This is a genomic window from Dyella sp. BiH032 (genome assembly GCF_031954525.1).
Lineage (GTDB): Bacteria > Pseudomonadota > Gammaproteobacteria > Xanthomonadales > Rhodanobacteraceae > Dyella_D.
In genome coordinates this window covers 4,888,718-4,911,854 of sequence record NZ_CP134867.1, presented here as the reverse complement: position 1 = coordinate 4,911,854, position 23,137 = coordinate 4,888,718, and the positions used below count along the sequence as shown (strand labels likewise).

Genomic DNA, 23,137 nt, shown 5'->3' with positions numbered 1-23,137 from the left:
GCATAACCCGCGCGATCGCGTGCCGTGCGGCATCAGCTCAGCGCGGCGTTGGCTGTGTTGCGCATCGCCAGCGTGATCGGGCGGTTCTCATGCGAGGTCTGCAATACCACCAGGGTGGTGGTGCTGATGCTCGGATGGATCTTCAGCAGCCGGTCCAGCACGTTTTCCAGATGCGGCACCGACATGGCGACCACGCGCAGCAGCGCAGAGTCCTCGCCTGCCAGGCGGCGGCAATCCAGCACTTCCGGCACACCGGCCACCAGTGCGCCGACGCGGGCGCAGGTGCCGCCGTCGCAGCGCAGGCGGATCATCGCCTCGATCTCGTAGCCCAGGCGGCGCGGGTTGACTTGGGCGCGGTAGGCGGTGATCACGCCGGCCTCTTCCAGGCGCTTGACCCGCTCGGCCACGGCCGGCGCGGACAGGCGCACCTTGCGGCCCAGCTCGGCGTAGCCCTGCCGGGCGTCCTGTTGCAGGGCCTCGAGGATCTGCCAATCCTTGGTGTCGAATGAGGGTTTCGATTCGAAGGTAAGAGCGTTCATGGAATGATTCGATCAAAGGCGAAACATGGCCATCGTACTCTGATTCATCATTCCGGGGCAGAACCTTCCGATCTACGATTTTCCTTGCTTCCCGCCCAGGAATCCCCCCATGTCCACCCCGGAACGCCTCGACGGGCGCGCGCTGATCTACATCGGCATCGCCCTGCTCACCTGGTCCTCGGCCTACGCCGCGATCGCCCACGCCCTGGGCTCGTTCACGCCTGGCGAAGTGGCTTTCGCGCGGCTGGGCATCGGCTCGCTGTGCTTCGCGGTGCTGCTGCTGTTCAAGCGCGTGCCGCTGCCCGCCCGCAAGGACTGGCTGCAGCTCGCGGTGCTGGGCGTGCTGGGCCTGACCGTGTATCACCTCTGCCTCAACACGGCGGAAACCCGCGTGGCCAGCGGCACGGCGGCCATCATCATCTCGCTGATTCCCGCCGCCACCGCCGCGCTGTCGGCGCTGTGGCTGCGCGAGCGGCTGTCGGTGCGCACCCTCACCGGCCTGGGCATCGCCCTGGTCGGCGTGGTGATGGTGGTGCTGGCCAGTGGCAAGGGCGTGAAGTTCGAGCCGATGGCGGCGCTGGTGCTGGTGAGCGTGCTGTGCTCGTCCATTCTGTTCGTGGGCCAGAAGCCCTTGTTTGCGCGCAACAGCATGTTGGGCGTCACCGCGTTCACCTTCTTCGCCGGCACGCTGGCGGCGCTGCCGTTCGGTCTGGGGCTGCCGTCCGCGCTGCTGCATGCGCCGGCTGCGCATATCGGCTCGCTGCTGTGGCTGGGCATTGCGCCGACCTTCATCGGCTACATCGCCTGGAACGCCGCGCTGCAGCGCGCGTCGGCGTCGCAAGTCAGCAGTTTCATCTACTTTTCGCCACCGATCGCGGTGCTGATCGGCTGGGTGTGGCTGGGCGAGCGGCCGGCGCTGCTCACCGTGGTCGGCGGCGCCGTCACCGTTGGCGGTGTGATCCTGGCCAATGCGCGCAAGCGCTCGCCGGCCGCGTCCACGGCCACCATCGCGGCGACGCCGGCCAAGCAGCACTGAAGCAGCCATGGCGTTGATCAGCTTGGCCGAGGTGGCCGATGGCTTGCCGCAGGCTTGGACATCGAAAGTGCTGGCGCGCTTCGGCGGCGCCAACTTCAAGGTGGCGCGCATGGACGCATTGGCTTACCCGGACGAGTGCCACGACTATCCGGAGGGCCTGCTGGTACTGGATGGCCAGATGCTGCTTCAGATCGGTGGCGATGTCGTGCGAGTGGGCCCCGGTGAACTGTATGTCGTCCCGGCGGGCGTGCCGCACGCGGTGGCGCCGGGAAGCCACGGGACGCTGGTGATCCTCGACACCTGACACCGTCACAGGTACTGCGTTCGATCCGCATGCGGTCGAGGCTGCCTGCGCCGGCGAACGCGGCTACGCTTAGGCCTCCACCGACGCGCCGCGGGGAGGCCGGCATGTACACGCTCTACATCGCCAACAAGAACTACTCCTCCTGGTCCATGCGCCCTTGGGTGCTGCTGCACGAGCTGGGCATTCCCTTCGAGGAGAAGCTCGTGCGCTTCGAGGGCAATCACAACTGGGCCAACTTCCGCCCGTTCGCGCCCAACGGCAAGGTGCCCTGTCTGCATGATGGCAACACGGTCGTGTGGGATTCGCTGGGCATTGTCGAGTACCTCGCCGAACGCCATCCCGGCGTGTGGCCGGAAGACCCCGCCGCCCGTGCCTGGGCGCGCTGCGCCACGGCGGAAATGCATTCCGGCTTCGGCCCGCTGCGCGAGCACGCCTCGATGAGCTGCGGCATCCGCGTGCGGCTGTATCACCTGCCGGACACGCTGAAGACCGATCTCGCGCGCCTCGACGAGCTATGGGCCGAAGGTATCCGGCGTTTCGGCGGCCCCTTTCTCGCGGGCGCGCGCTTTACCGCGGCCGACGCCTTCTATGCGCCCGTGGCCTACCGCATCCAGACCTATGACTTGCCAGTGCAGCCGGTGAGCTCCGCCTATGCTCACCGCCTGCGCGAGCTATCTTCCTGCCGCCGCTGGTACGAGGAAGCGCTACGCGAACCCTGGCGCGACAGCGACCACGAAGATCACACCCACCTGGCAGGCGAGTGGCTGGAGGATCTGCGCGTACGGACGTGACGTCCGTTACTTCTTCACGCGCGCCAGCGAAGCCATGGCCTGGACCGGCGCGTCCGGGGAGACGGCGGTGGTCAGGGAAAAGAGCAACTCGCTCTCGTCCCCGGGGCGCGACCACGTATAGCTGAGCGTGTGGATCGGCCCGGTCGGCGCCATCTTGCGCTCGTCCTTTTCCGGCGCGGCCGTGAGTGGCGCGGGGCTAGTGGAGACCAGTTCCTTGAATCGCCGCTCCACGCTCACGTCATCGGCATACTGCGCGAACACCGTACATACGCCGTCGTCGCGCAGCGACACCACGAAACGCCCTTCGCCCGGTCCACGCTGCGGCCACGCCTTGCCCGCTGCGCCGCCAAGGAAAACGCCGGCGGTGTCCGCAGGCAGCTCGGGCGTGTTTGCGGCTTCGAACTCCGCCTTCAGCGCTTCGGGCTTGGCGTAGTGCTTCATGCACTTCTCCGTGTACAGCTTCACGAAGAAGGCCGCAGCGGCATCATCCTGGGCGAAGCCAGGCGAGGCGGCGAAAAGCAGGGCGAGGCCGATCGGCAAAGACAGGAGGCGCATGGGAGTCCGGTCGTAGGGCGCGTGCGCGCATTCTGCCGCAAGCGCGTGACGGACGCGTCGCCGCGAATTCAGATCGGCTGGGTGGCCGGCTGCGCCGCGCGGCGGGCCTGCCAGCGGCCCAACCCCACCAGCACCAGGGCCACGGTGATGAAGAACAACAACACCATCACGGCGTTGATCACCACCTGCAGGTAGCCTTCGTGCGCCACGTCCAGGAAAGGATAGGGATACCAGCCATTCACCGCACCGCGCGCCAAGGCATAGGCGAAGTAGGCGATGGGGTAGCTCTGCCAGGCCGGAATCTGCCGCCAGTGCAGCGCGGTCTTCGGCACGGCGAACCACCAGTACAGCAGGAACGCGATCGGCATGACGTCATGCAAGGTGACGTCCGCGAACAGTTGCCAACCCTCGGGATGCCACAACTGCCGCAGCAGCAGGTTGTAGATGATGCCGACCACGACGATGCTCATGGCCGCCATCGAGGCGACGTCCGGACGCCCGAAAAACCGCGTCACCGCCCCGCGCGGCCCAAGCGCGCCGGCCGTCAGGACCATCGCCACCAGGATATTGGTCAGCACGGTGTAGAAACCGAGGTAGCTCCACACCCCGGCCAGCGCGCCCTGGCCGTTCGCCCGGGTCAGCTGGATCGACAACAGCAGCTGCAAGCCGAGCGCGAACCATCCCAGCACGGCGGCCGTGGCGGCGAACAGGCGGAAGCGGGCAGGCATGGGGGGGCTCCTGAAATCAGGCGCCGGCAGCCGCCTGCAGGCGAAGCGTGCGGCGCCGGCCCGCGGCAGCATACAACCGCACCAGCAGCGGAATGCTGAGCAGCAAGAAATTGTTCCACCCCGGCACGAACCAGGCTGCGATCAGCGACAGCGCGGCGGACGTCGGCATGCCCCACGACCGCCAGCGCGCGGCCGCGACTTCTTCCGCCGGCACGTCGTCGCGCACGTAGGGCGCGCGCAGCGCCAGCGAGAACAGCCGGTTCTGCAATAGGCCCGCGGCCAGCAAGGTGCCCGAATAGAACAGCTCCGGCACCCGCGCCAGCGGATGCGCGCTCATCAGCGCCGTCACGAACGGCATGAAGGCCACCACCATCAGCAGGAACATGTTCGGCCACAGGATCTTCTGGCTGTAATCCGCCAGCATGCCGAACACCCGGTGATGCGCCATCCACAAGGCACCGATCACCAGAAAGCTCAGCATGAACCCGAACAGGCTGGGCCGCAGCTCCGCCAGCGCCTGCCAGTACGCCGCATCGTCCCCACCGCTCACGTGCGGCACGTGCACCTCGATGATCAGCAAAGTGATGGCGATGGCGAACACCGCATCGGAGAAGAAGGTGAGGCGTTCGAGTTGCGAGGCGTTCTTGCTCATGTGTCCCCCAGGGTTATCTATGTGATCGTGGGCACGGGTCGGGGGGCTTGTCTAGATTGGATAAGGTGCCGCCGGCTCGTTTGCGGCATGAATTTACGCCAAAGATGCGCAAGAAATTACTAGTTGCTTTTTGCATAAATGGACGGGTAGTTTCCTACGACGCATGCGCAGCGCATGGGGTGGGTCAGATTGGGGGGGGGCTAAGGATGGTTAAGCCGCTTTGCCTTGCCAGCACGCTCTTGCGAAACGGAGCGTCATGGGGGGAAGGCCAGCCATTGCGGCCGGCACGCGTGCAGTTATTTCCGCCGCTTTTGACGAAATCCTTTATCCCGGTACCGCCTAGAGCCGGACATTTGGCTCTGCTTGCTCTCGTGTCGGCAGGGTGTGTTCGTAGATGCGTGACGGGCAGGCATCGATAGCCGCTAATCGGCAGTCTGTTTTGTCCTACCACAAGCGAATCTGCTTTCCATCCAGAAGTCACCACGACGTGATTCGTTCTTGGTCTCAAGCTGGCGGAACCGTGTTCTGATCGGATGGGTTGAGCTTTTCCATGCGATCGGCATGGCCATTGCTGGAAAACCTAAGCCAACCTAGGGGTGTGCAATGGTGTGTTGCAGATGGCGCGGGACGCGTCATGCCGTGCTGGCATTGGCATTGAGTATCTGCTCGTTCTCCGCGTGGTCCCAATCGGCGACCATCAAGCCCGAGGATGAGTACAAGAAGAATATCAAGGTTACGGAAGATATAGCGCCGCTTGGCGAGACGCCTTTCGGCGAGAACGTTAGCCTATACAACGGCGCCTTGTCGTTTACGCAGATCGATGTGAACTTGGCGGGTACTGGGCCGGCGTTGACGTTGTCGCGGAGCTTCAAGATCCCCGATCTGTCGTTAAGTACGCACTACGAAGATGCGGTCAACAATCTACTCGTCGATTGGACCCTCAACGTCCCGCATATCGAAACGCTATCGGCGGAAAGCTTCTGGGACGGAACGACCGGACAATGGTCTTTTCTGAGCGATCCGCAGAGGTGCTCGAACTTCGGGCCAGCCGAAGATGCTGTCGTGCCGACCAAGCAAGGCTACGAGCCGGCCGATTGGCCATCTTATCGATGGTGGCACGGTTACCAGCTAATAGAGGCTAGCGGCGAGACGCAATCACTGCTTGGCCGCGATACGTCGAATGGACAGGCTCCGTCATCGGGCGCCTTTCCCATTGTCACTAAAGATCGTTGGTCAATTGGCTGCCTCGACCAGACCTCGAATGGCCAATCAGGGCAGGGATTCTTCGGTATCGCGCCAGACGGTACTAAGTATTGGTTTGACTGGCTGATCTACCGAGATGCGCCGACGATGGCTCGGCCCAGCCAAGGAGCTCTCCATCGCCGAACGGCCATGCTGATGGTCACTCGCATTGAGGACCGCTTTGGCAACTATCTGGTCTATTCGTACGATGGCAACGGAAACTTGGCGCAGATCGCTGCGAGTGATGGACGCAAAGTAGCGCTTGCCTATGAGGCTTGGCAGCACCCGGTAGTAGGGACTGCCTATCGATTGAAGTCCGTAACTGTGCAGCCGGACTTGGCACAGCCCCGAGTATGGACCTACATCTACGGCACCGATCCGTATGTTCCGGCGCTTTCGCAAGTGATCCAGCCGGATAGCAGCGCATGGCAATTCAATCTCAGTGCCTTCCATCCGCCCGGCGAGGACTCGCTGCTGGCTTCGTCGCCATGCACGACCATATGGAACGCCACTGGATCAACGTCCGCTGGCACGATCACTCATCCATCTGGATTGGTGGGGACCTTCACTGTCCAAAGTCTCGTCAGGGGACGGTCGTATACCCCTAATACCTGTGTCGACGTGGGCCCTGTCGGAACGTATGAGACACAGAATCCTGATGTTTATGGCGTGGCTGCTCTCGTCCAAAAGCATTTCTCGGGTGCCGCAATTGATCAAACCTGGTCCTATCAGTACTCGCCACCTAACAACAGTGCGATCGAAAATTGTGGCTCGGGCTGCACGGATACGGTGTGGACAGATGTGACCTTCCCGAATGGTGCAGCAGCGCACTATACGTTCAGCAATCGGTTTGATGCGTCCGAAAGCCTGTTGAAGCGCACGGACTATTACTCAGGGGCTGTGGGTACGACGCTACTTCGCAGCGAGGAAGACAGCTACGCCTTGCAAGGAAGCTGGCCTTGGCCGGTCCGATTGGGTTTCACTGAGCAGGCGTATGTGAACGAGGCTCAGCAGGGGACGCTATTCCCACTGCAGAAACGAGTGACGACCCAGGAAGGGGATACCTATGCCTGGGAAGTAACGGCATTCAATGAGTACGCGCAAGTCGCCAAAGCCAAGCGCTATAGCAGCATAGTGGGTCAAAGTGCCGTTGAAGAGCAGACGACTTACCTCAATGACCTTCCTCACTGGCTGCTGGGTCTACCACAACAGGTCGACAACGTCACCACAGGCGAAACCATCGATAAGTATGGCTACGATCTGAGTAACGTCACGCTATCCAATCGCTACCATTTCGGCCAGCCGGTGATGAGCTATACGTTCAACGCCCAGGGCCAGCTGGCCAGCTTTACGGACGGTAATAGCCATACGACGACGCTGGGCAACTACAAGCGCGGCATTCCGCAATCGATCGGTTACCCGGACAATAAATCGCAGTCCCTGGTGATCGATGACTTTGGTCAGATTGCATCGATCACCGATCAGACCGGCAGCACCACCAGCTACAGCCATGACAATATCGGCCGCATCACGGGCATCACCTATCCGTCCGGTGACGAAGTTGCGTGGTATCCCAAGAGCTTCGCCTACGCCTATGTGACCGGTGCAGAGCGCGGCATCGGCGGTGGTCATTGGAAACGCACCACCACCAAGGGCAATGCCGTCACTACGACGTACTTCGATGCATTGCTTCGCCCGGTACTGAGCGATACCGCCATCAGTGGCACCGCCAACTCCGACATCACGACCCGGACCGACTACGACTGGAAGGGGCAGAAGACTTTCGTGTCGTATCCAGTCAGCGGCGCGCCGGACCTGGGTTCCATCGGGAATGGCGTATCCAGCGTCTACGACGCCCTCGGGCGCCTTACCCAGACCTCGCAACCCTCCGAGTTGGGTACGCTGACCACCACCACGACGTACCTTTCCGGCGCAAGCAAGCGGGTGACCGATCCCAAGGGCTACGTGACCACCACGAGCTATCAGGTGTTCGACCAGCCAGGCTACGACGCGGTGATCCAGGTACAGGCGCCCGAAGGCATTACCCAGACAATAGCTCGCGATCTCTACGGCAATCCGCAATCTATTACACAGTCGGGCCAGTACGGCACCGAGAGCGACACCGTCAGCAAGGGGCTGATCTACGACAGCTACCACCGGCTATGCCGCACGGTCGAGCCGGAAAGCGGCAGCGAAGTGACGGCCTACGACGCGGCGAACAACGTCGCATGGACAGCATCAGGGCTCTCGATCACCGGCAGCGGTTGCGGCCAGGACCAAGTGCCTTCCGCGGCCCAGACCGTACGTACCTACGACCCCATGAACCGGGTGCTGACCTTGGTGCCGCCGGCGGGTACGCAGAGCACCAGGTATACCTATGATCCGCTTGGCAACGTCGCCACGGCCAACTCCGGCCTGACCTATTGGACCGCCTATCGCAATAAGTTGGGCCAGCTCACGGGCGAGTCATTGCAAGTCAGCGGCCAGGGCCTGTGGCGCATGGGCTACGCCCATGATGCTTACGGGTCGGTGAGCACCATCCAATATCCGAACGGCGAGGCGGTGAGCTACGCGCCGGACGCGCTAGGCCGGGCGACCCAGGTGGGCACCTATGCCACCGCCATCACCTACTACCCGGACGGGGACATCGCGTCATTCACCTTCGGCAACGGCGATTCGTACGCAGTGCAGAAGAACGCTCGGCAACTGCTCAGCAACGTCACCTATGGCAACGGCGGCACGCTGAAGCTGAGCGAGGACTACGCCTACGACGCCAACGGCAACATCACCAGCATCAACGACCTGGCGAACGGCACCCGTAGCAAGACGTTCGGCTACGACACGCTCAACCGCCTGACCTCGGCGCAGGCCAACAACCTTTGGGGCACCGAGACTTACGCCTACGACCCGCTCAACAACATCCGCAGCCGGGTCAGCGGCGGCCAGACCTTCACCTACAACTACGACGCCACCAATCGCTTGACGGGCATTACGCAGGGTGCCAGCAGCGTCGTCACCCTGGGCTATGACAACCGGGGCAACGTCAACAACCGCAATGGCGTCGCGCTGAACTTCGACCAGAAGAACCAGCTCACGAGCTCACAGGGCTACGACAGCTACGCCTACGACGCCGCCGGCCGCCGCGTGATGAAGGCGCCGGCCAGCGGAGCGGGCGCCAGTTACTACTTCTATACCCAGGCCGGGCAGCTGGTGTACGCGTTCGATGCCAGCGCATCCAAGGCCACCAACTACATCTACCTGGGCAAGAAGCTGATCGCGCGCAACGAGTCGCTGCAGCTGTCCGCCCCGGCGAGCATCAGCTTCAGCGCCAACCCCAACGACGGCAACTACACGGTGAGCTGGACCGCCGTTCCGGGGGCCACCGGCTACAACCTCAACGAGAGTACGGATGGTGGCGTGACCTGGGCGCAGGTGGGCGGCGGCACGCTCACGAGCAATAGCCTGGCCCTGATCAACAAGGGAGGCGGCAGCTACACCTATGAAGTGCAAGCCTGCGCTTCGGCTGGCTGCACGGGATGGACCGTTTCGTCGGTACTTGGCGTGACACCGGTACAGCCGACCATCACAGTGCCTACCGGCATCACCAACGGCAATTACTCGGTGAGCTGGAGCGCACCGGTATCCGCCACCAGTTACGACGTGCAGGAGGCCGTCAACAACGGCGCCTGGACCACCATAGCCTTCAACACCACGGCGACCTCGATCAGCCTTCCGGGTACTACCAGCGGCAGCTACACCTACCAGGTACAAGCCAAGAATGCGTATGGCACGCGTGGCTGGGTGGTGTCGTCGGCAGTCACCGTGGACACCACCTATGGAGTGGTGCCGCCGGCACCGGCCAGCGTCAGTGTGCCGGCCAGCAGCGCGGATGGCACCGCGACGATCAGCTGGGCATCCGTCGCGCAGGTGACGCACTACGTTACGCAGCAGAGCAGCGATGGCGGCACCAACTGGACGCAGGTCTACAACGGCGCCGCGCTCAGCACCGCCATCAGTGGTCTGGCCAATGGCAGCTACGTTTATCGCGTAGAAGCCTGCAATGCCTACAACTGCAGCGCATGGGCCAACGGCGGAACCCTGGTTGTGACGCATCCACCCGCCGGTGCGCCGACGCTTACGGCACCCGGCAACAGCACCAATGGGAGCTTCACCATCAGCTGGAGTGCCGTGAGCACTGCCACCAGCTATACGCTGCAGGAAAGCATTAATGGTGGTGGCACGTGGAGCACGGTGCAGTCCAATGGCAGCACCAGTTGGGCGACCAGCGGTCGTGGCAATGGCAGCTATAGCTACCGCGTTCAGGCATGCAATGTTGGCGGCTGCGGAGGTTGGAGCGGCACGGGCACGACCACGGTTCTCCTGCCGCCTTCCGCGCCCGGAAGCATCAGCGTACCCGGCACCAGCAGTGGACCGATTTCGGTGAGTTGGGCGGCTACCAGCACCGCCACCAGCTACAACCTAGATCAGAGCTTCAATGGTGGCGGCTGGACCAGTGTGTACAGCGGCAACGCAACGAGTGTTTCCACGAGCGAAGGCGCCACAGGCAGCGTGGTGTTCTACGTGCAGGCATGCAATGCAAGCGGCTGCAGCGGCTTTACGGGAAGCGGTACCGTGGCCGTCACCATCCCCCCAAACAGCGCTCCCAATATCAGTGCACCAAGCAACAGCACGAATGGGAGTTACACGGTGAGCTGGACTGGCGTGGGCGGCGCTACGTACTACAACCTGCAGGAGCAAGTGAACGGTGGGGGATGGTCGACTGTGCAATCCAATGGTGCGGGCAGCTGGAGCACGAGCGGCAAAGGTAATGGTACCTACGGCTATCACGTGCAGGCATGCAACGCCGGCGGCTGCGGACCGTGGAGCGGAACCGTCAATGTCTCAGTGACGCTCATTCCGCCGCCGCCAACTAATGTGCAAGCTATTGACGGCTTTCCCAACTCCAAGACGGAGACGTTGACCATTCAATGGACAGCTTCTCCGGGGGCTACGTCGTATGACATTCACAACGTTGGTACGGGTGCCATCAAATCTGGAATAACCACCACATCAAGCATCGTCGAGAGCGGTCCAACGGGGCAGATACCTCTGGATACATATGAGGTCCGCGCATGCAACGCGGTTGGGTGTTCGTCGTGGTCCATGGCGTATTGAGGAGTGGACTGTAGATCGGAGGGGGCAGGCGCTTCTATACATCAGTGCGCCCTGGCGCCAGCATTGGCGGAATCAACATGGTGAGCCCAATGGATATCATCGAAACCACGAGGGACGTTCTTCAGAAACAGGCCAATGGCGGGGCCCGAAGTGTCCTGCAATCGGACAGTGCCACTAGCTGGAGCGCGTCAAGAAAGACCAATGCAAGCTGCGGCTACATCGTGCACGCCTGTAAATCGGGCAGCTGTGAGTCGTGGAGCGGAACGGCCAGTGTGGCCACGCGGGGGAGCGCATGAAGAATCGGTCGTCGCCCACATTAGCGGCCATATTACTGGCCGTTGTCACGCTCTATATTGTGGCCTTATATGCACCGGCTCATGCGGGTACTGCAACTTATATATACACCGATCCCCAGGGCACACCGCTGGCAGAGGCTGACGCCAACGGGAGTATCCTCAAGACCTTCGATTACCGCCCGTATGGGAGTCTTGCGCTCGGACAGGAAGCTCCTGGTCCCGGCTATGTTGGCCATGTAAATGACCCGGATTCCGGGCTTATTTATATGCAAGCCCGGTACTACGATCCAGCCATAGGTAGATTTGTTAGCTCGGATCCCGTGGGTCCCCAGGCTGGTGGCGTCTTTCTTTTCAATCGGCAGGCTTACGCCAATAACAATCCCATCTTGAACGTTGATCTTGATGGTCGAGAGACGGGGCCGGCGTTTAGAGCCCTAAACCAGGGAGTTCGATATCCCGCCGTCCCTGCACAAACGGCTGCTGAAAAGTTTATCGCGGGAGGCACGATTGCCATCGTGGCTGCGCCGCTAGCTGCAGCGGTACCCTCGGTGGTCGCTGCCGCTTCGGAGGCTCGTGCAGCCCTGATGGCGGCAAGAGCTATTTCTGTGGCGAGTGAGGCTGCAGAAACAGCCCAAGCCGGTGGCGCAACGAGTGGCGCGACGGCTGGATTAGTCACAGAGTCCGGAGAGGCTTTCGCTGGTGCGAGCACCAACGCCGGCGGGCCCGGCATGGCAACTAATGCAACTGTACAAGAGGCGCTGGATAGCGTGGCAAGTACGGGAGAGGTTTCCCCATATCACGGATGCTGCGCTGAAATTAACGCCATGAGCAACGCTTTGAATGCCGGCGCTCGACTGCAGAATTCTGTCGTCGCCACCGTTCGCGCAGCAGGAAGTGGTGCGGGTCGTTTAATGAGAGCTTGCGCGACTTGTGAGGCCGTCGCTCAAAGGTTGGGTGTTCGGATTGTGGCGCCACCACCGCCTCCCCCGCCGCCTCCGCCTCCGGTTCTCCCTCCAGTCCCTTAGCGAGTAAGTTTTCATGGCAAGAGATACATATAAGGCTTTACAAGTCAGGCAGATTAGCGATCGGCTGGACCGCGCTTTAAATGCCGGCAGTTTCCAAGGCGACGTGCGGACCACCGCAATATTTGCTCTAGAACTTTGTGCAATGCTGAGTGCGGGGTTCAATGCGACTCAAAGAGAGGCGTTCAAGGCGGCGAAGGCATATTGGTATGAAGGGGTGGCGGAGAAACGCTCCGTTAGTGTGGCGAAGTTTGCTGAAATTATCCGCTCGGACCAGACGGAGGGGCGCGATCCGCGGGAGGTCGCCGTTAATCGCTTGATATGGTCTTCATTTAATACGAGCGAGGAATTTTCTGGTTACGCCGGCGAGTTTCTAATCTACTGGGCAATAGAGGCTGGCCTCAGCCCAGATCAAGTGTCGACCATTTTATCCGGTCTGATTCCAGGGTTCTGACCTTCCGTCAATTTCACGAACAGGTGGATTGGGTTTCGCTGCGCAAAACGCATTCATTCACTCGTCGCTACGGCCACGAGGTGGGCGACCAGGTCCTGGCGGCCATCGGCGGACGGTTGCAGAGCGCGTCGCGTGCGGGTGATTTCGTGGCGCGGCTAGGCGGGGACGAGTTCGTGGTGCTGTCGCATGCGCCGCATGGTGGGGACGTCGAAGCTGCTGCGCATGCCATGCGCGACCGGTTGCAAGCGGAGACCACAGGCCGTTTCGCTCTCGCGGGGACATCGATCGACTATGCCGGCCCTAGCATCGGCATGGTCGTCGCCGCGCAGGACGGGCGCGACCCGGAAGCGCTGCTGGCACAGGCGGACGCGGCGATGTGTGTGGACAAGCGATTGCGCAAGGCGGTCAGGGAAACCGTGTAGCCACCGTAGGTTGGGGTGAGCGTAAGCGAACCCCAACGTGCGCCCGGCTACACGGCGTGGCTGTCGGGGTTCGCTGCGCTCACCGCAATCTGCGGCTCGGGCGTATCGGTGGCTTACAGCTTGTAAGCCTTGTGGATCGCCACGATCCCATTGGTGAGATTGCGCACCTCCACCTTGCCGAAGCCGGCACGCTTCATCATCCCCTTGAGCGTTTGCTGGTCCGGGTGCTTGCGGATGGACTCGGCCAGGTACTGGTAGCTGTCCGCGTCGCCGGCGAACAGCTGGCCGAGCTTCGGCAGCACCTTGAAGGAGTGGAAGTCGTAGAGCTTGCTGAAGAGTTCGCTCTGCACTTTCGAGAATTCCAGCACCAGCGCGCGGCCGCCGGGCTTGAGCACGCGGCAGATGTCGGCCAGGGCTTTGTCCTTGTCGGTGACGTTGCGCAGGCCGAAGGCCATGGTCACGGCGTCGAAGCTGTTGTCGGGGAAGGGCAGGCACTCGGCGTTGAGCTGCGCCCAGCGCAGGCCGCCGACCAGGCCGCGGTCGGTGAGGCGGTCGCGGCCGACACTGAGCATGGCGGCGTTGATGTCGCCCACCACCACTTCGCCCTCGGCGCCGACCACCGGCTTGAGTAGCGCGGCGATGTCGCCGGTGCCGCCGGCCAGGTCCAGCACGCGATCGCCCTTGCGCACGCCGCTGATGGCGACGAAGTGGCGCTTCCACAGGCGGTGGATGCCGAACGACATCAGGTCGTTCATCAGGTCGTAGCTGCTGGCCACCGAGGTGAACACGCGGCCGACGAGCTTTTGCTTCTCGCCGACGGGTACGTCGCGGAAGCCGAAATGGGTGGTCTGCTGCGAGTCGCTCATGGCTGTTCGTTACCGGTGCGGCGGTGGGCCGTGGAAGAGGTCATGAAGCCGCGCTCAGGCGCGCGGCTCCGGATCGTTGCCCGCGTCGCCGTCGACCGGGCGCACGGGCTCGTGTTCGTGAGCGTGGTGTTCGGCATCCACGTGCCGGCGGTGCAGGTCCTCGGCGGAAGCATCGTCCGGCAGCGGCACGGCCGTGGGCGGCGCGATGGTGGCCGTCTCGTCGATAGGAGTCGACGCGGCGGCAGGCGCCTGGGCAGTGCCTTCCTTCTCGTCCAGGTTCTTGTCGTTGTCGCCACCGGGCGTGATCTTGAGGATCGAGTGGCGTACTTCGCGGGCGAGGATGACGCGGGCATCGCGCACCATCACTTCCAGTGCGGCGTCGTAATCAAGCTTGCCGTCGGCATCGGTCCAGATGATCTTGCTCTCGCGCAACTTCTGGATGAAGCCGCGGAACAGCGCCTTGTCGAAGAACTCCGGCGCAGACAATTCGTTGAGCAGCGCCAGGCGCTGCGCGGTGAGCGTGCAGGCGTTCTCCAGCTCCGACGGCGTGAGTACGTGCGGGCCGTTCTTCACCAGTGCGGCGATGGTGATGTAGTAGCGCTCGAACGCCTGGATGAGGCTGCGCGCGATGACGCGCAACTGATAGGCGGCATCGTCCTGGCCGGGGCCGCGCTCCAGCACGCGGCCTTCGCCGGTGGCTTCCAGCAGGCCGCGGCGCACGAAGAAGTCGATGGTGGCCTGCACCTGCTGGCCAAAGCCTTCGGCGTCCCACGGCAGGAACAGCTCGCCCTGGATGAACGGATAGATGATGCGGCCCAGGCGCAGCACCGAGGCGCGCGTCATGCGGCGGTTGTTGAGGAAGCAGCAGGCCACCCACGCGGCGGTGGCCATCAGGTGCAGCACGTTGTTGCGGAAGTAGCTGAGCAGCACCGCCTGCTCGCCCTCGGTCACCAGCACGTCGCCCAGCGGGTGGCGCACGCGGCGGATCCAGCCCATCTGCTCGCCGTAGGCGATGATGCCGGCCGGGTCCATCGGGGTGAGCGTCATGCGGTCGGAGTAGGGCAGCTCTTCGAGCAGCGCCTTCATCAGTTCCAGCTGGCCGAGCAGATCGTTCTCCGCCATCGCGTGCTTGGGCGTGGCCAGCAGGGCCAGCGCGAGCAGGTTGATGGGGTTCACGTCCGCGGCGCGGTTGATGTTGATCTGGATCTTCTCCGCGAGCTGATCGACCACGCCGTTGAGCCATTCGGGCTTGGCGTCGGGATCGCCGCTGGCGGCACGCCAGTTGGCGCCGGTGGCGTCGAGCAGCGGGTTCAGCTCGATCGGCTCGCCGAAGTTGAGCGCGACGTGGCCGTAGCGCTGGCGCAGCACCTTCAGGCCGCGCAGCAGGCCGATCAGCGATTCTTTTTCCTTGGGCTTGCCGGAGAGTTCGCCGACGTAGCTCTTGCCTTCCATCAGCTTTTCGTAGCCGATGTACACGGGCTGGAACAGCACCGGGCGGCGCGGCGCACGCAGGAAGGCGCGCACCGTCATCACCAGCATGCCGGCGCGCGGCGCCAGCAGGCGGCCGGTGCGGGAGCGACCGCCTTCGATGAAGTACTCGATCGGCACGCCGCGATCGATCAGCTGGGCGAGGTATTCGTTGAACAGCACCGAATACAGCGCGTTGCCCTTGAAGCTGCGGCGCAGGAAGAACGCGCCGCCGCGCCGCAGCAGCGGGCCGATCACCGGCAGGTTGAGGTTCACGCCCGCGGCGATGTGCGGAACGACCACGCCGGACTGATGCAGCTGGTAGCTCAGCAGCAGGTAGTCGGCGTGGCTGCGGTGGCAGGGTACGTACACCACTTCATGGCCCGGCGCGGCGGCGCGGACCTTGTCGAAGTGATGCATGGCGATGCCGTCGTACAGCTTGTTCCAGAAGTTGGACAGCAGGAACGAAACCGAGCGCACCACCGGGTGCGAGTAGTCGGCGGAGATCTCGAACACCATGTCCTGCGCCTTGCGCCAGGCCTTGGCGTGGCTGATGTTCTCCTTCGCCGCGGTAGCCTCGATGGCGTCGCGCACCGGCTCGGCATTGAGCACGGCGTCGACCATGGTGCGGCGATGGGAGAGATCCGGACCGATCACCGCCGCGCGGATGCGGCGGAAGTGCGTACGCAGCACGCGGGCGATCTTGCGCGCGAAGCGCTCCGGCTGCGCAATCTCGCCGGCCTCGGTCATCACCGAGCGCAGCGAGACCGGCGTGGAAAAATGCACCACCGTGTCGCGGCCGTTGAGCAGCAAGGCGAGCAAGCGGCGGAAGCGGCCGACCATCACCCAATTCTCAGAGAACAGCACACTGAACCAGCCCGACTCGCGGTTCGGCGCGCGGCCGACGTAGATGGACACGGGCACGATCTGGATGTCGTGCTGCGGATCGGCTTCCAGGGTGCGTACCAACTGGCTCAGCGTATCTGTCGGCGCGCGATGGCGGTTGCGGCCGAACAGCCAGCCGTCACGGCGCACCAGCGCGAACATCGAGCGCTTGCGGCGCGTGCCCTGCAGCGGCTGCATGGGGCTGGGCAGGCCGGCCTCGCGGCAGGCGCGGTCGAGGATCAGCGCGTCGGAGAAACCATCGCGCTCCACCACGTAGCACACGGGGATGCCGGGCTTGAGCAGCGCCGCGGGTTCGGCCGGGTCGCGCCGCAGGCGCACCCAGGATTCGAGCAGTTGCCCAGCCAGGTTGAACCACCAGGGCGCGCGGCTGCGGGCGGGAAGTTCCGCGGTCGACATATTCAGCATCCGCGCATTGTACCGGGTGTACCCGCCCGTTCCGGAAGGCGGGCGTGGGAACAACGGGCTCTTAACGCTTGGCCGGTGGCTGCGTCGCGCCGTGAGCCTGCGCGGTGGTCGCGCGTGCGCTGCTCGCCGGTGCGGGCGCGCTGGCGGCCATCACGGGCGCTTCGAGGCGCAGGTGCGCGTCGCGCACGTTCTGCAGCAGGTCTTCGCTGTACCAGCGGCCGTCCTGCTGTACCAGGGTGGCTTCGGTGCTCAGCGGCTTGCCGAGCAGGGTATAGTCGATCTTTACCCGTGCATGCCCGTTGGCGCTCTCCAGCGGCGTCAGCTTCACCGAGTCGAAGGTCTGGTCGATGGATAGGCCATAGACCGCCAGCACGTTCTTCAGGCCGGTGAAACCTATGCCGTACTTCTGCATGGCGGTATCGAAATCCATGGCGCGAAGCTGGTCCGCGTGCTTCAGATCCAGCTGGCGCGCCGTGGCCACGAAGGCGTCGATCGCCTGCTTGGCCTTGGCTTGATCGAACCAGGACGACTGTTGCTGGGCCCAGGGCACGAAGGCATCGAGCACCTCGTTGGTCTGTTGTTTCTGCGCGGGCGTCATCGTGCGGTTCTGGTCGAGGGCCGTGCGCGCGATGCCCTGCATGACGCCGATGATGAAGGGCAGCTGGTCGCTGTACTGCCGCTGCCATTGGGCCAGCAGGGGCTTCGCCTGTGCGTAGAGCTTGTCCTCGGCGCCGGGGTCGGTGAACTCCTTCATCTTGGCCTCGAACGCGGCGCTGTCCTCGGCGCTGGGCGCCGGGTCGCCGGCGTGCTGGCGCGGCCAGTCGGCACGCAGGGTGGCGTAATCCGCCGGGGGCAGCGAGTGCTTCCAGAAGCCGGCGAAGTCCGCAGCCTTCAGGTACTTCACCTGGATCTGCACGGCCGCTTCCGGCGTGGCGCCGCCAGGCAGTTCCGTCTGCGGCTTGTCCTTGTCATGGCAAGCGGCGAGCAGGACCAGGGCGACCAGCCCGGGCAGGAGATGGCGGAGCGGACGGAAGCGCATGGGAGGGTCTCGCGGAAGGCGCACGGGCGGATGAGCCCGCCATGGACGCTGGAGCGTAAGTGCGCCCGAACGAGCGAGACAAGGGTCGGTGGTCCGGTTTCGGAGCCTGTTCACGCTCCGGGGCGCCCAAAAGAAAACCCCGCGGGCGTTGGGCCTCGCGGGGTAATCCGGCAGAGCCGGAAGGGAAATGGCCTTGCCCGCAGAATCTGTAGGTCAGCAGGGTCGGCCCGGCGATCTTACCCGCAGCCGCGAAGCTAAGGCAATACCTGCGCTTCGTTAGCTAACCTATTGATTTTTCGCGATCGCCAGACTTAGTCGATGCGTAACGCATTGACTTTCAAGCGATGACGCTCGTCGCGCGGCGCGCTCCAGTCGTTATTGAACAAAGCCGGCTCCCAGGAGCCGTAGGTGGGGTTGGGCAGGACGAACCAGCGCGTGCCGATCCATGCCATGTAGGGGGCGATGGCCTTAGCCCGCCCTTCGGCGTTATTCGCCAGGACGGTCGCAAAATCGCCGATCTGGTCGCCAAACTGCATCAATACACGGTATTTGCGACTGACCAGCTGGCGCCGGCAGCCCTTTTCGGTGCCGACCTGCTCGCAGTCCTGGACGAAGGTGCCCAGCCCCAGGAAGGCTTCCGGGCCGGAGACCGGCAGTCCCGCGCTGCGCAGATTGGCCAGGGTGGCCTGGTCCAGGTCCTTGGCGCGGTTGGAGATATAGATGACCGCGATGCCGTGCTTGGCGGCGAACTGGGTGAACTCGACCACACCCGGCAGGGCCCGGGCCTTCGCTTCCTTACACCAGGCGGCCCAGTCGGCCTCGTTGAACTCCCCGCCGCCGCGGATCACGCGCGCCTGGTAAGGCGAGTTGTCCAGTACGGTCTCGTCGATATCCAGCACGATGGCCGGCTTCAGGCCCTTGGCGGGGGCTACCCGGTCTTCCTTGGTGAGCGCGTCCCAGCTCTTGTCCTTCAGCGCGGCCAGCAGGCGGGCCTGCGCGTCGCGGTATGTCTGCACATAGATAAGGTCGTGCTCGATCGCCGTCTGGGTCCAGGCCACTGCGTTGAGGTTGTCGTCCGCGGCGGCCGGTTTCGCCGCTTCAGGCGCCGGCGTGGCCGCCGTGGCGGCTGCAGGTTTGGCGGGATTGTGGGCCGAGCAGCCGGCGAGCAGGACGAGGGCGGCGAAAGTCGCCGTCAGGCGTGTGCGCATGGGATTCCCTGTGGATGAAGCAGTCGGACAGAACTGTCGCAGTTTACGACAGGGATGCGACCGCATCTCCGCTCCACCCCCGGCAGGCACCCGGTGCGCCAGGGACGCGCGCCAACCGTGCGCGACTTCTGCTTCCCTGAAGCGCAGGGCGACACCCTGCCTTTCCGGGGTGGCGGCTGTCAGGGGCTGCTGACAGACTGCGGACTCCCCGGACTGCCACACCTCTTCATGGAAACGAGCCTGCCCCAACCCCGCCAGCCCAGCCTGCCGATCCGCATCGCCACCTACGTGCTGGCGGGCGTCGCCCTGCTGCTGGTGCTATGCCTGCACCTGTTGCCGGCGCTGTTCGCCGGGCTGCTGGTGTACGAGATCGTCCAGTCCTCCGCGCCGCTGCTCGGCAAACGTGTGCCCGGCGATCGCGCGCGCGTGCTGGTGGTCGCGCTGCTCGCGGCGATCGTGGTGGGCCTGCTCACCTTGCTGATCCTCGGTGCGCTGAGCTTCTTCCGCAACGAACTGGGCAACCCCGAGTTGCTGTGGCAGGACCAGCTGATGCCGCTGGTGGAAAAGGCGCGCCAGCAACTGCCGGCTTCCGTGGTGGGCTGGCTGCCCGACAGCGTGGACGAACTGCGCGTGATGGCGCTGGAACTGACCCGCAAGCATTCGGTGAGCCTGCAATCGATCGGCAAGGAAACCGCGCGCGTGCTGGTGCACATCATCATCGGCATGGTGCTCGGCGCCATCGTCGCGCTCAGCCGCACGCGACCCGCGCATCAGGTGGGCCCGCTCGCGGCGGCCCTCGGCCTGCGGTGCCAGCGCCTGGCCGAGGCCTTCCACAACATCGTGTTCGCGCAGATCAAGATCTCGCTCATCAACACCGTCGCCACCGCCATCTTCCTGCTCGGCGTGCTGCCGCTGATGGGCATTCACATCCCGCTGGCCAAGACCTTGGTGGTGATCACCTTCATCGTCGGCCTGCTGCCGGTGATCGGCAACCTCATCTCCAACACCGCCATCACCATCGCCGGCCTTTCGGTCTCGCTCGGCGTCGGCGTGGCGGCCCTGGGTTTCCTCATCCTCATCCACAAGCTGGAGTACTTCCTCAACGCCCGCATCGTCGGCACGCAGATCCGTGCTCGCGCGTGGGAATTGCTGGTGGCAATGTTACTGGTAGAGGCGGCGTTCGGGTTGCCGGGGTTGGTGGCTGCGCCGATCTACTATGCGTATTTGAAGGGGGAGTTGGAGGCGGAGCGGTTGATTTAGGCGCACTGCCGGGACCGCTGACCACAATAGCCTCTATATCTTATTTACGCGGATGCTATGGATACACGCAGCGTGAGCATGTGCACGATGTCCTTGGGCTCGCCGCTTGCTGGGTCGGATGTCAGTACGGTGAGGACGTCGGCGTCGGGTAGAAGCCGGATACGCAGGGTCGGCTCGTCGTTCTCATCCCTATAGACCGTGGCGCGCCAGCCATCGGGAAGCGAGATAGATGGGCCACGAATCTCATAGCTTCCAAGGTTCTTGCGCTGGGACTGAACGCCCAGCTCTGAAAAGGGTTTGGCACCACTTACGCCGGGCGCATGGTCGCCTTGCATTACGATCGAGCCATCGGGAAGCAAATTAAATGCGGTGGTGGTTGTGATAGACATGTCAGGCACGCTTGATGAAGTTGTTGGCATCCACCGTGGTACTGGCCGTGGTCCAGATCTGATACCAAGCCGACCAATTGCCTCCCCAGCGCTGGCGGTGGTACATGCGTCCATTGCCGTATCCCTGCCAGATCTGGCAGCCGTCCGGAGCGCCGATGAAGTGCAGCAGGACACCGCTGCTTTCAGGGGCATTAGTGGCGCCACTGCTATATGAGCCGTAGCTGCCGCACGGAAGCGTCGCGTTGGCATCTACATTGGAAGTAAAGACCGTAGCGCCCATCTTGCCGCCAATCTGCCCGTACAAGTCCGAGAAATTGCTGTTGCTCTTCGTAAGGGCAGTGCGAATTGTGTCGCCATCGGCACCAGCGGGTGCCGTGCCGAGATTGATAAGTTGCTGTGCCATGAATGTCATCCGATAGATTGATGCCAGCCGGTTCGGGAAGGTAGTGGCATCGCAGAGAAATTGCTGCGGGAAATCTATTTCGACGAGATTGCTTCAATGCGCTTCTCAAGGGCCGCAACTCGCGCATCGCTGGCTTGCCACGCCGCAATCAAATACGGGATGAGCCCGATGTAGTTGACGTTCTGCAGCGCGGGTTCGTCGCGTTTGACTCTGATCGGGGGCACGTAATCGTGTGGCTCCGTCCCTGGCTCGTAAGGCGTGAGGTCGCCCTCCCATACCTGGGTGGTATTGACCGCATCTTTCACGCCATCGACCAGCAAAGGGAAAAGTGCCTGCAGTTCGTGAGCGATCACGCCTACGCGACGCGACGAGGTATCCCGCTTGTCGGTGTATTCGATTGCTCGTATTGAACGCAGTCGCTCGGCTACTGACGCGGGTTCCAGGTCGGTGACGTCATCCTTGATTCGATGATCGGAGTTCTGCGTAAGCGTTCCGGCGAAGATGGCGCTGCCGCCTTCTACAAACTGAAATGCGTTGGTGGTTCCGCCGACATGAATGTGCAAGCGTGGCTGTGATGTAAGCGATCCGCCTTCATATGCATCGATGCTGGCGAGGTGTCGGGAACCCCAGTGCGAAGCGCGGACGATCTGGTAAGCCGCCTGGGGATTCAGGCAATCGAGCTGGATCGCGGCACCGCGATTGACCCAGTCCGACCAGGAGCCGCCAATACCTCCGCCGGACGGATTGGTGATTTGCATTCCTACATTGGTGTAGGTGTTCAAGCGATTGACGATCGACCCCATCATGCTGCCGCCAGCCATGGGCAACGCCGCGTTGGCTGTGCTGGCTGCAGTAGTGACGCGTGCATCCAGGTCGTTGAAGTTGTTCACGCATTTCGATAGGGCTGTGCGTACGGTGTCGCCGTCCGCACCCGTTGGCGGAGTGCCAAGGTTGATTTGCTGTTGTGCCATGATCGGTCCAATGATGGGTTGAAAGATCGATACGGTGGGTGAGGCCCGTAAGCGAACCCGCCGGTCGAGGACCGGCAGGGGCTGTTCGCGAGCGAGGCGTCCAGAAGAGCTTTCCGGCAGCGAGACAGGTCGATCAGGCGTCTTGCGGCAGCATCAAGCCGCGTAGTTCGGCTTTGAGAGCTTCGACGTCGCCCACGAGCTGCTGGAATGCTGCCAGCAGTGTCACGAAGACGGAGTTGTAATCGACGGATTGATACCTCGGCTCGGTCGCATGGCATTGGAATCGCCCTTGCTCGTCAATGCGAGGAACTTGATGCGTCTCGTCTTTGGACCCAACGACTGCGTGGGGAATGGCTTCAGCCAGTTCGTGCGCGAGCACCCCCGCCACGGCGCGCCGGGTGGGATCGTCGTTCATCGTGTAAAGGACGGGCCTGACGCCGAGGATGGCCCGCATGGCATCGATCCTGTCGACCGTGGACATCACGGTCTTCAATCGATAATCCGATTGCGTGAGCGTGCCGGTGATCGTGAGATTGCCCGACGGAGTGAGCGTCAGCTTGGACGCCAATCCGCCATTACCAGTACCGAAGCCGATATTCAGGGTGCCGTAGACTGAATAGAGTCCGATGTTGTAGCTGCCATCGACGAGGCCGTAGCCGCCGCCATAGCTTCCCGAGGTGGTCAGCGCGAGCGTCATGGCAGCCTGCCCCGGGATGGTTGGCGTACTGGTGGTGACGATGCCCTGGTAGTTGATCGAGCGATAAGTGCCACTGGACGCGCCGATCTGCGCGGTGCCGCCGTTGCAGTACAGCGTGCCGGAAACACTGGCATTCCCGGTGAACACCGGCGAAGCATAGAGTTCGTTGAAGTTCGATTGGCATTTCGACAGGGCAGTGCGGACGGTATCGCCGTCCGTGCCGCTGGGTGGCGTGCCGAGGTTGATGGTCTGCTGTGGCATGAGAAAAGCTTCCGTTGGTACGTTCCACGCCGCCCATGGTGACGAGCGG

General features: G+C 63.2%; 19 protein-coding genes. 7 read left to right on the top strand and 12 right to left on the bottom strand.

The genetic code is table 11. The annotated features are described in order from the left end of the window. Positions 1-32: 32 nt before the first annotated feature. The gene (locus RKE25_RS21680; RefSeq protein WP_311840157.1) at positions 33-539 is read right to left on the bottom strand and encodes an Lrp/AsnC family transcriptional regulator; all 507 of its coding nucleotides are present in this window, start codon (positions 537-539) and stop codon (positions 33-35) included. A gap of 109 nt (positions 540-648) precedes the next feature. Between RKE25_RS21680 and RKE25_RS21675 the strand changes: the two genes are divergently transcribed. From RKE25_RS21675 to RKE25_RS21665, 3 genes are all read left to right on the top strand, one after another. Next, positions 649-1,575 carry a DMT family transporter gene (locus tag RKE25_RS21675; RefSeq protein ID WP_311840156.1) on the top strand — a complete coding sequence of 309 codons (927 nt, stop codon included), beginning with the start codon at positions 649-651 and terminating at the stop codon, positions 1,573-1,575. A gap of 7 nt (positions 1,576-1,582) precedes the next feature. After that, positions 1,583-1,879: a cupin domain-containing protein gene (locus RKE25_RS21670; protein WP_311840155.1), complete on the top strand. Its 297-nt coding sequence runs from the start codon at positions 1,583-1,585 to the stop codon at positions 1,877-1,879. Between the two features lie 104 nt (positions 1,880-1,983). Beyond that, entirely contained in the window at positions 1,984-2,670 is a 687-nt protein-coding gene (locus tag RKE25_RS21665) for a glutathione S-transferase family protein (protein WP_311840154.1), read from the top strand. A gap of 6 nt (positions 2,671-2,676) precedes the next feature. On the opposite strand, the gene RKE25_RS21660 is transcribed toward RKE25_RS21665, so the two are convergent. From RKE25_RS21660 to RKE25_RS21650, 3 genes are all read right to left on the bottom strand, one after another. Continuing rightward, a complete protein-coding gene (locus RKE25_RS21660) occupies positions 2,677-3,225 on the bottom strand; it encodes a hypothetical protein (RefSeq protein ID WP_311840153.1) in 549 nt (182 codons plus the stop codon). A gap of 68 nt (positions 3,226-3,293) precedes the next feature. Further along, complete coding sequence (locus tag RKE25_RS21655) at positions 3,294-3,953, bottom strand: Pr6Pr family membrane protein (RefSeq protein ID WP_311840152.1); 660 nt, start codon at positions 3,951-3,953, stop codon at positions 3,294-3,296. A gap of 16 nt (positions 3,954-3,969) precedes the next feature. Continuing rightward, on the bottom strand, positions 3,970-4,605 hold the full coding sequence (locus RKE25_RS21650) for a TMEM175 family protein (protein WP_311840151.1): 636 nt from the start codon (positions 4,603-4,605) through the stop codon (positions 3,970-3,972). A gap of 2,112 nt (positions 4,606-6,717) precedes the next feature. On the opposite strand from RKE25_RS21650, the gene RKE25_RS21645 reads away from it, so the two are divergent. The 3 genes from RKE25_RS21645 to RKE25_RS21635 all read left to right on the top strand — a co-directional run bounded on the left by RKE25_RS21645 (position 6,718) and on the right by RKE25_RS21635 (position 13,216). Next, positions 6,718-11,022: a hypothetical protein gene (locus RKE25_RS21645; protein ID WP_311840150.1), complete on the top strand. Its 4,305-nt coding sequence runs from the start codon at positions 6,718-6,720 to the stop codon at positions 11,020-11,022. 1,334 nt (positions 11,023-12,356) lie between these two features. Next, positions 12,357-12,794 carry a hypothetical protein gene (locus tag RKE25_RS21640; RefSeq protein ID WP_311840149.1) on the top strand — a complete coding sequence of 146 codons (438 nt, stop codon included), beginning with the start codon at positions 12,357-12,359 and terminating at the stop codon, positions 12,792-12,794. Between the two features lie 23 nt (positions 12,795-12,817). Continuing rightward, positions 12,818-13,216, top strand: a complete 399-nt coding sequence (locus tag RKE25_RS21635; RefSeq protein WP_311840148.1) for a GGDEF domain-containing protein — start codon at positions 12,818-12,820, stop codon at positions 13,214-13,216. Positions 13,217-13,329: 113 nt separating this feature from the next. Here the strand turns inward: RKE25_RS21635 and ubiE are convergent, their stop codons facing one another. From ubiE to RKE25_RS21615, 4 genes are all read right to left on the bottom strand, one after another. Further along, entirely contained in the window at positions 13,330-14,082 is a 753-nt protein-coding gene (gene ubiE, locus RKE25_RS21630) for a bifunctional demethylmenaquinone methyltransferase/2-methoxy-6-polyprenyl-1,4-benzoquinol methylase UbiE (protein WP_311840147.1), read from the bottom strand. Positions 14,083-14,136: 54 nt separating this feature from the next. After that, a complete protein-coding gene (gene plsB, locus RKE25_RS21625; RefSeq protein ID WP_311840146.1) occupies positions 14,137-16,860 on the bottom strand; it encodes a glycerol-3-phosphate 1-O-acyltransferase PlsB in 2,724 nt (907 codons plus the stop codon). 61 nt (positions 16,861-16,921) lie between these two features. Then, on the bottom strand, positions 16,922-17,899 hold the full coding sequence (locus RKE25_RS21620) for a hypothetical protein (RefSeq protein ID WP_311840145.1): 978 nt from the start codon (positions 17,897-17,899) through the stop codon (positions 16,922-16,924). A gap of 311 nt (positions 17,900-18,210) precedes the next feature. Further along, positions 18,211-19,107, bottom strand: coding sequence for an HAD family acid phosphatase (locus tag RKE25_RS21615; RefSeq protein WP_311840144.1), 897 nt, complete (start codon positions 19,105-19,107; stop codon positions 18,211-18,213). Between the two features lie 228 nt (positions 19,108-19,335). On the opposite strand from RKE25_RS21615, the gene RKE25_RS21610 reads away from it, so the two are divergent. Then, positions 19,336-20,367, top strand: a complete 1,032-nt coding sequence (locus RKE25_RS21610; protein ID WP_311840143.1) for a hypothetical protein — start codon at positions 19,336-19,338, stop codon at positions 20,365-20,367. A gap of 44 nt (positions 20,368-20,411) precedes the next feature. Here the strand turns inward: RKE25_RS21610 and RKE25_RS21605 are convergent, their stop codons facing one another. From RKE25_RS21605 to RKE25_RS21590, 4 genes are all read right to left on the bottom strand, one after another. Further along, the gene (locus tag RKE25_RS21605) at positions 20,412-20,756 is read right to left on the bottom strand and encodes a hypothetical protein (protein ID WP_311840142.1); all 345 of its coding nucleotides are present in this window, start codon (positions 20,754-20,756) and stop codon (positions 20,412-20,414) included. Between the two features lies 1 nt (position 20,757). After that, complete coding sequence (locus RKE25_RS21600; RefSeq protein ID WP_311840141.1) at positions 20,758-21,159, bottom strand: pyocin knob domain-containing protein; 402 nt, start codon at positions 21,157-21,159, stop codon at positions 20,758-20,760. A gap of 74 nt (positions 21,160-21,233) precedes the next feature. Beyond that, positions 21,234-22,130: a tail fiber domain-containing protein gene (locus RKE25_RS21595; RefSeq protein ID WP_311840140.1), complete on the bottom strand. Its 897-nt coding sequence runs from the start codon at positions 22,128-22,130 to the stop codon at positions 21,234-21,236. Between the two features lie 133 nt (positions 22,131-22,263). Beyond that, positions 22,264-23,088, bottom strand: coding sequence for a tail fiber domain-containing protein (locus RKE25_RS21590; RefSeq protein ID WP_311840139.1), 825 nt, complete (start codon positions 23,086-23,088; stop codon positions 22,264-22,266). Positions 23,089-23,137 lie beyond the last annotated feature (49 nt).

Excerpts from the sequence above, each read along its gene's own strand:
- RKE25_RS21680 (WP_311840157.1), bottom strand. The coding sequence starts at position 539 with ATGAACGCTCTTACCTTCGAATCGAAACCCTCATTCGACACCAAGGAT.
- RKE25_RS21675 (WP_311840156.1), top strand. The coding sequence starts at position 649 with ATGTCCACCCCGGAACGCCTCGACGGGCGCGCGCTGATCTACATCGGC.
- RKE25_RS21670 (WP_311840155.1), top strand. The coding sequence starts at position 1,583 with ATGGCGTTGATCAGCTTGGCCGAGGTGGCCGATGGCTTGCCGCAGGCT.
- RKE25_RS21665 (WP_311840154.1), top strand. The coding sequence starts at position 1,984 with ATGTACACGCTCTACATCGCCAACAAGAACTACTCCTCCTGGTCCATG.
- RKE25_RS21660 (WP_311840153.1), bottom strand. The coding sequence starts at position 3,225 with ATGCGCCTCCTGTCTTTGCCGATCGGCCTCGCCCTGCTTTTCGCCGCC.
- RKE25_RS21655 (WP_311840152.1), bottom strand. The coding sequence starts at position 3,953 with ATGCCTGCCCGCTTCCGCCTGTTCGCCGCCACGGCCGCCGTGCTGGGA.
- RKE25_RS21650 (WP_311840151.1), bottom strand. The coding sequence starts at position 4,605 with ATGAGCAAGAACGCCTCGCAACTCGAACGCCTCACCTTCTTCTCCGAT.
- RKE25_RS21640 (WP_311840149.1), top strand. The coding sequence starts at position 12,357 with ATGGCAAGAGATACATATAAGGCTTTACAAGTCAGGCAGATTAGCGAT.
- ubiE (WP_311840147.1), bottom strand. The coding sequence starts at position 14,082 with ATGAGCGACTCGCAGCAGACCACCCATTTCGGCTTCCGCGACGTACCC.
- plsB (WP_311840146.1), bottom strand. The coding sequence starts at position 16,860 with ATGCTGAATATGTCGACCGCGGAACTTCCCGCCCGCAGCCGCGCGCCC.
- RKE25_RS21620 (WP_311840145.1), bottom strand. The coding sequence starts at position 17,899 with ATGCGCTTCCGTCCGCTCCGCCATCTCCTGCCCGGGCTGGTCGCCCTG.
- RKE25_RS21615 (WP_311840144.1), bottom strand. The coding sequence starts at position 19,107 with ATGCGCACACGCCTGACGGCGACTTTCGCCGCCCTCGTCCTGCTCGCC.
- RKE25_RS21610 (WP_311840143.1), top strand. The coding sequence starts at position 19,336 with ATGGAAACGAGCCTGCCCCAACCCCGCCAGCCCAGCCTGCCGATCCGC.
- RKE25_RS21605 (WP_311840142.1), bottom strand. The coding sequence starts at position 20,756 with ATGTCTATCACAACCACCACCGCATTTAATTTGCTTCCCGATGGCTCG.
- RKE25_RS21600 (WP_311840141.1), bottom strand. The coding sequence starts at position 21,159 with ATGGCACAGCAACTTATCAATCTCGGCACGGCACCCGCTGGTGCCGAT.
- RKE25_RS21595 (WP_311840140.1), bottom strand. The coding sequence starts at position 22,130 with ATGGCACAACAGCAAATCAACCTTGGCACTCCGCCAACGGGTGCGGAC.
- RKE25_RS21590 (WP_311840139.1), bottom strand. The coding sequence starts at position 23,088 with ATGCCACAGCAGACCATCAACCTCGGCACGCCACCCAGCGGCACGGAC.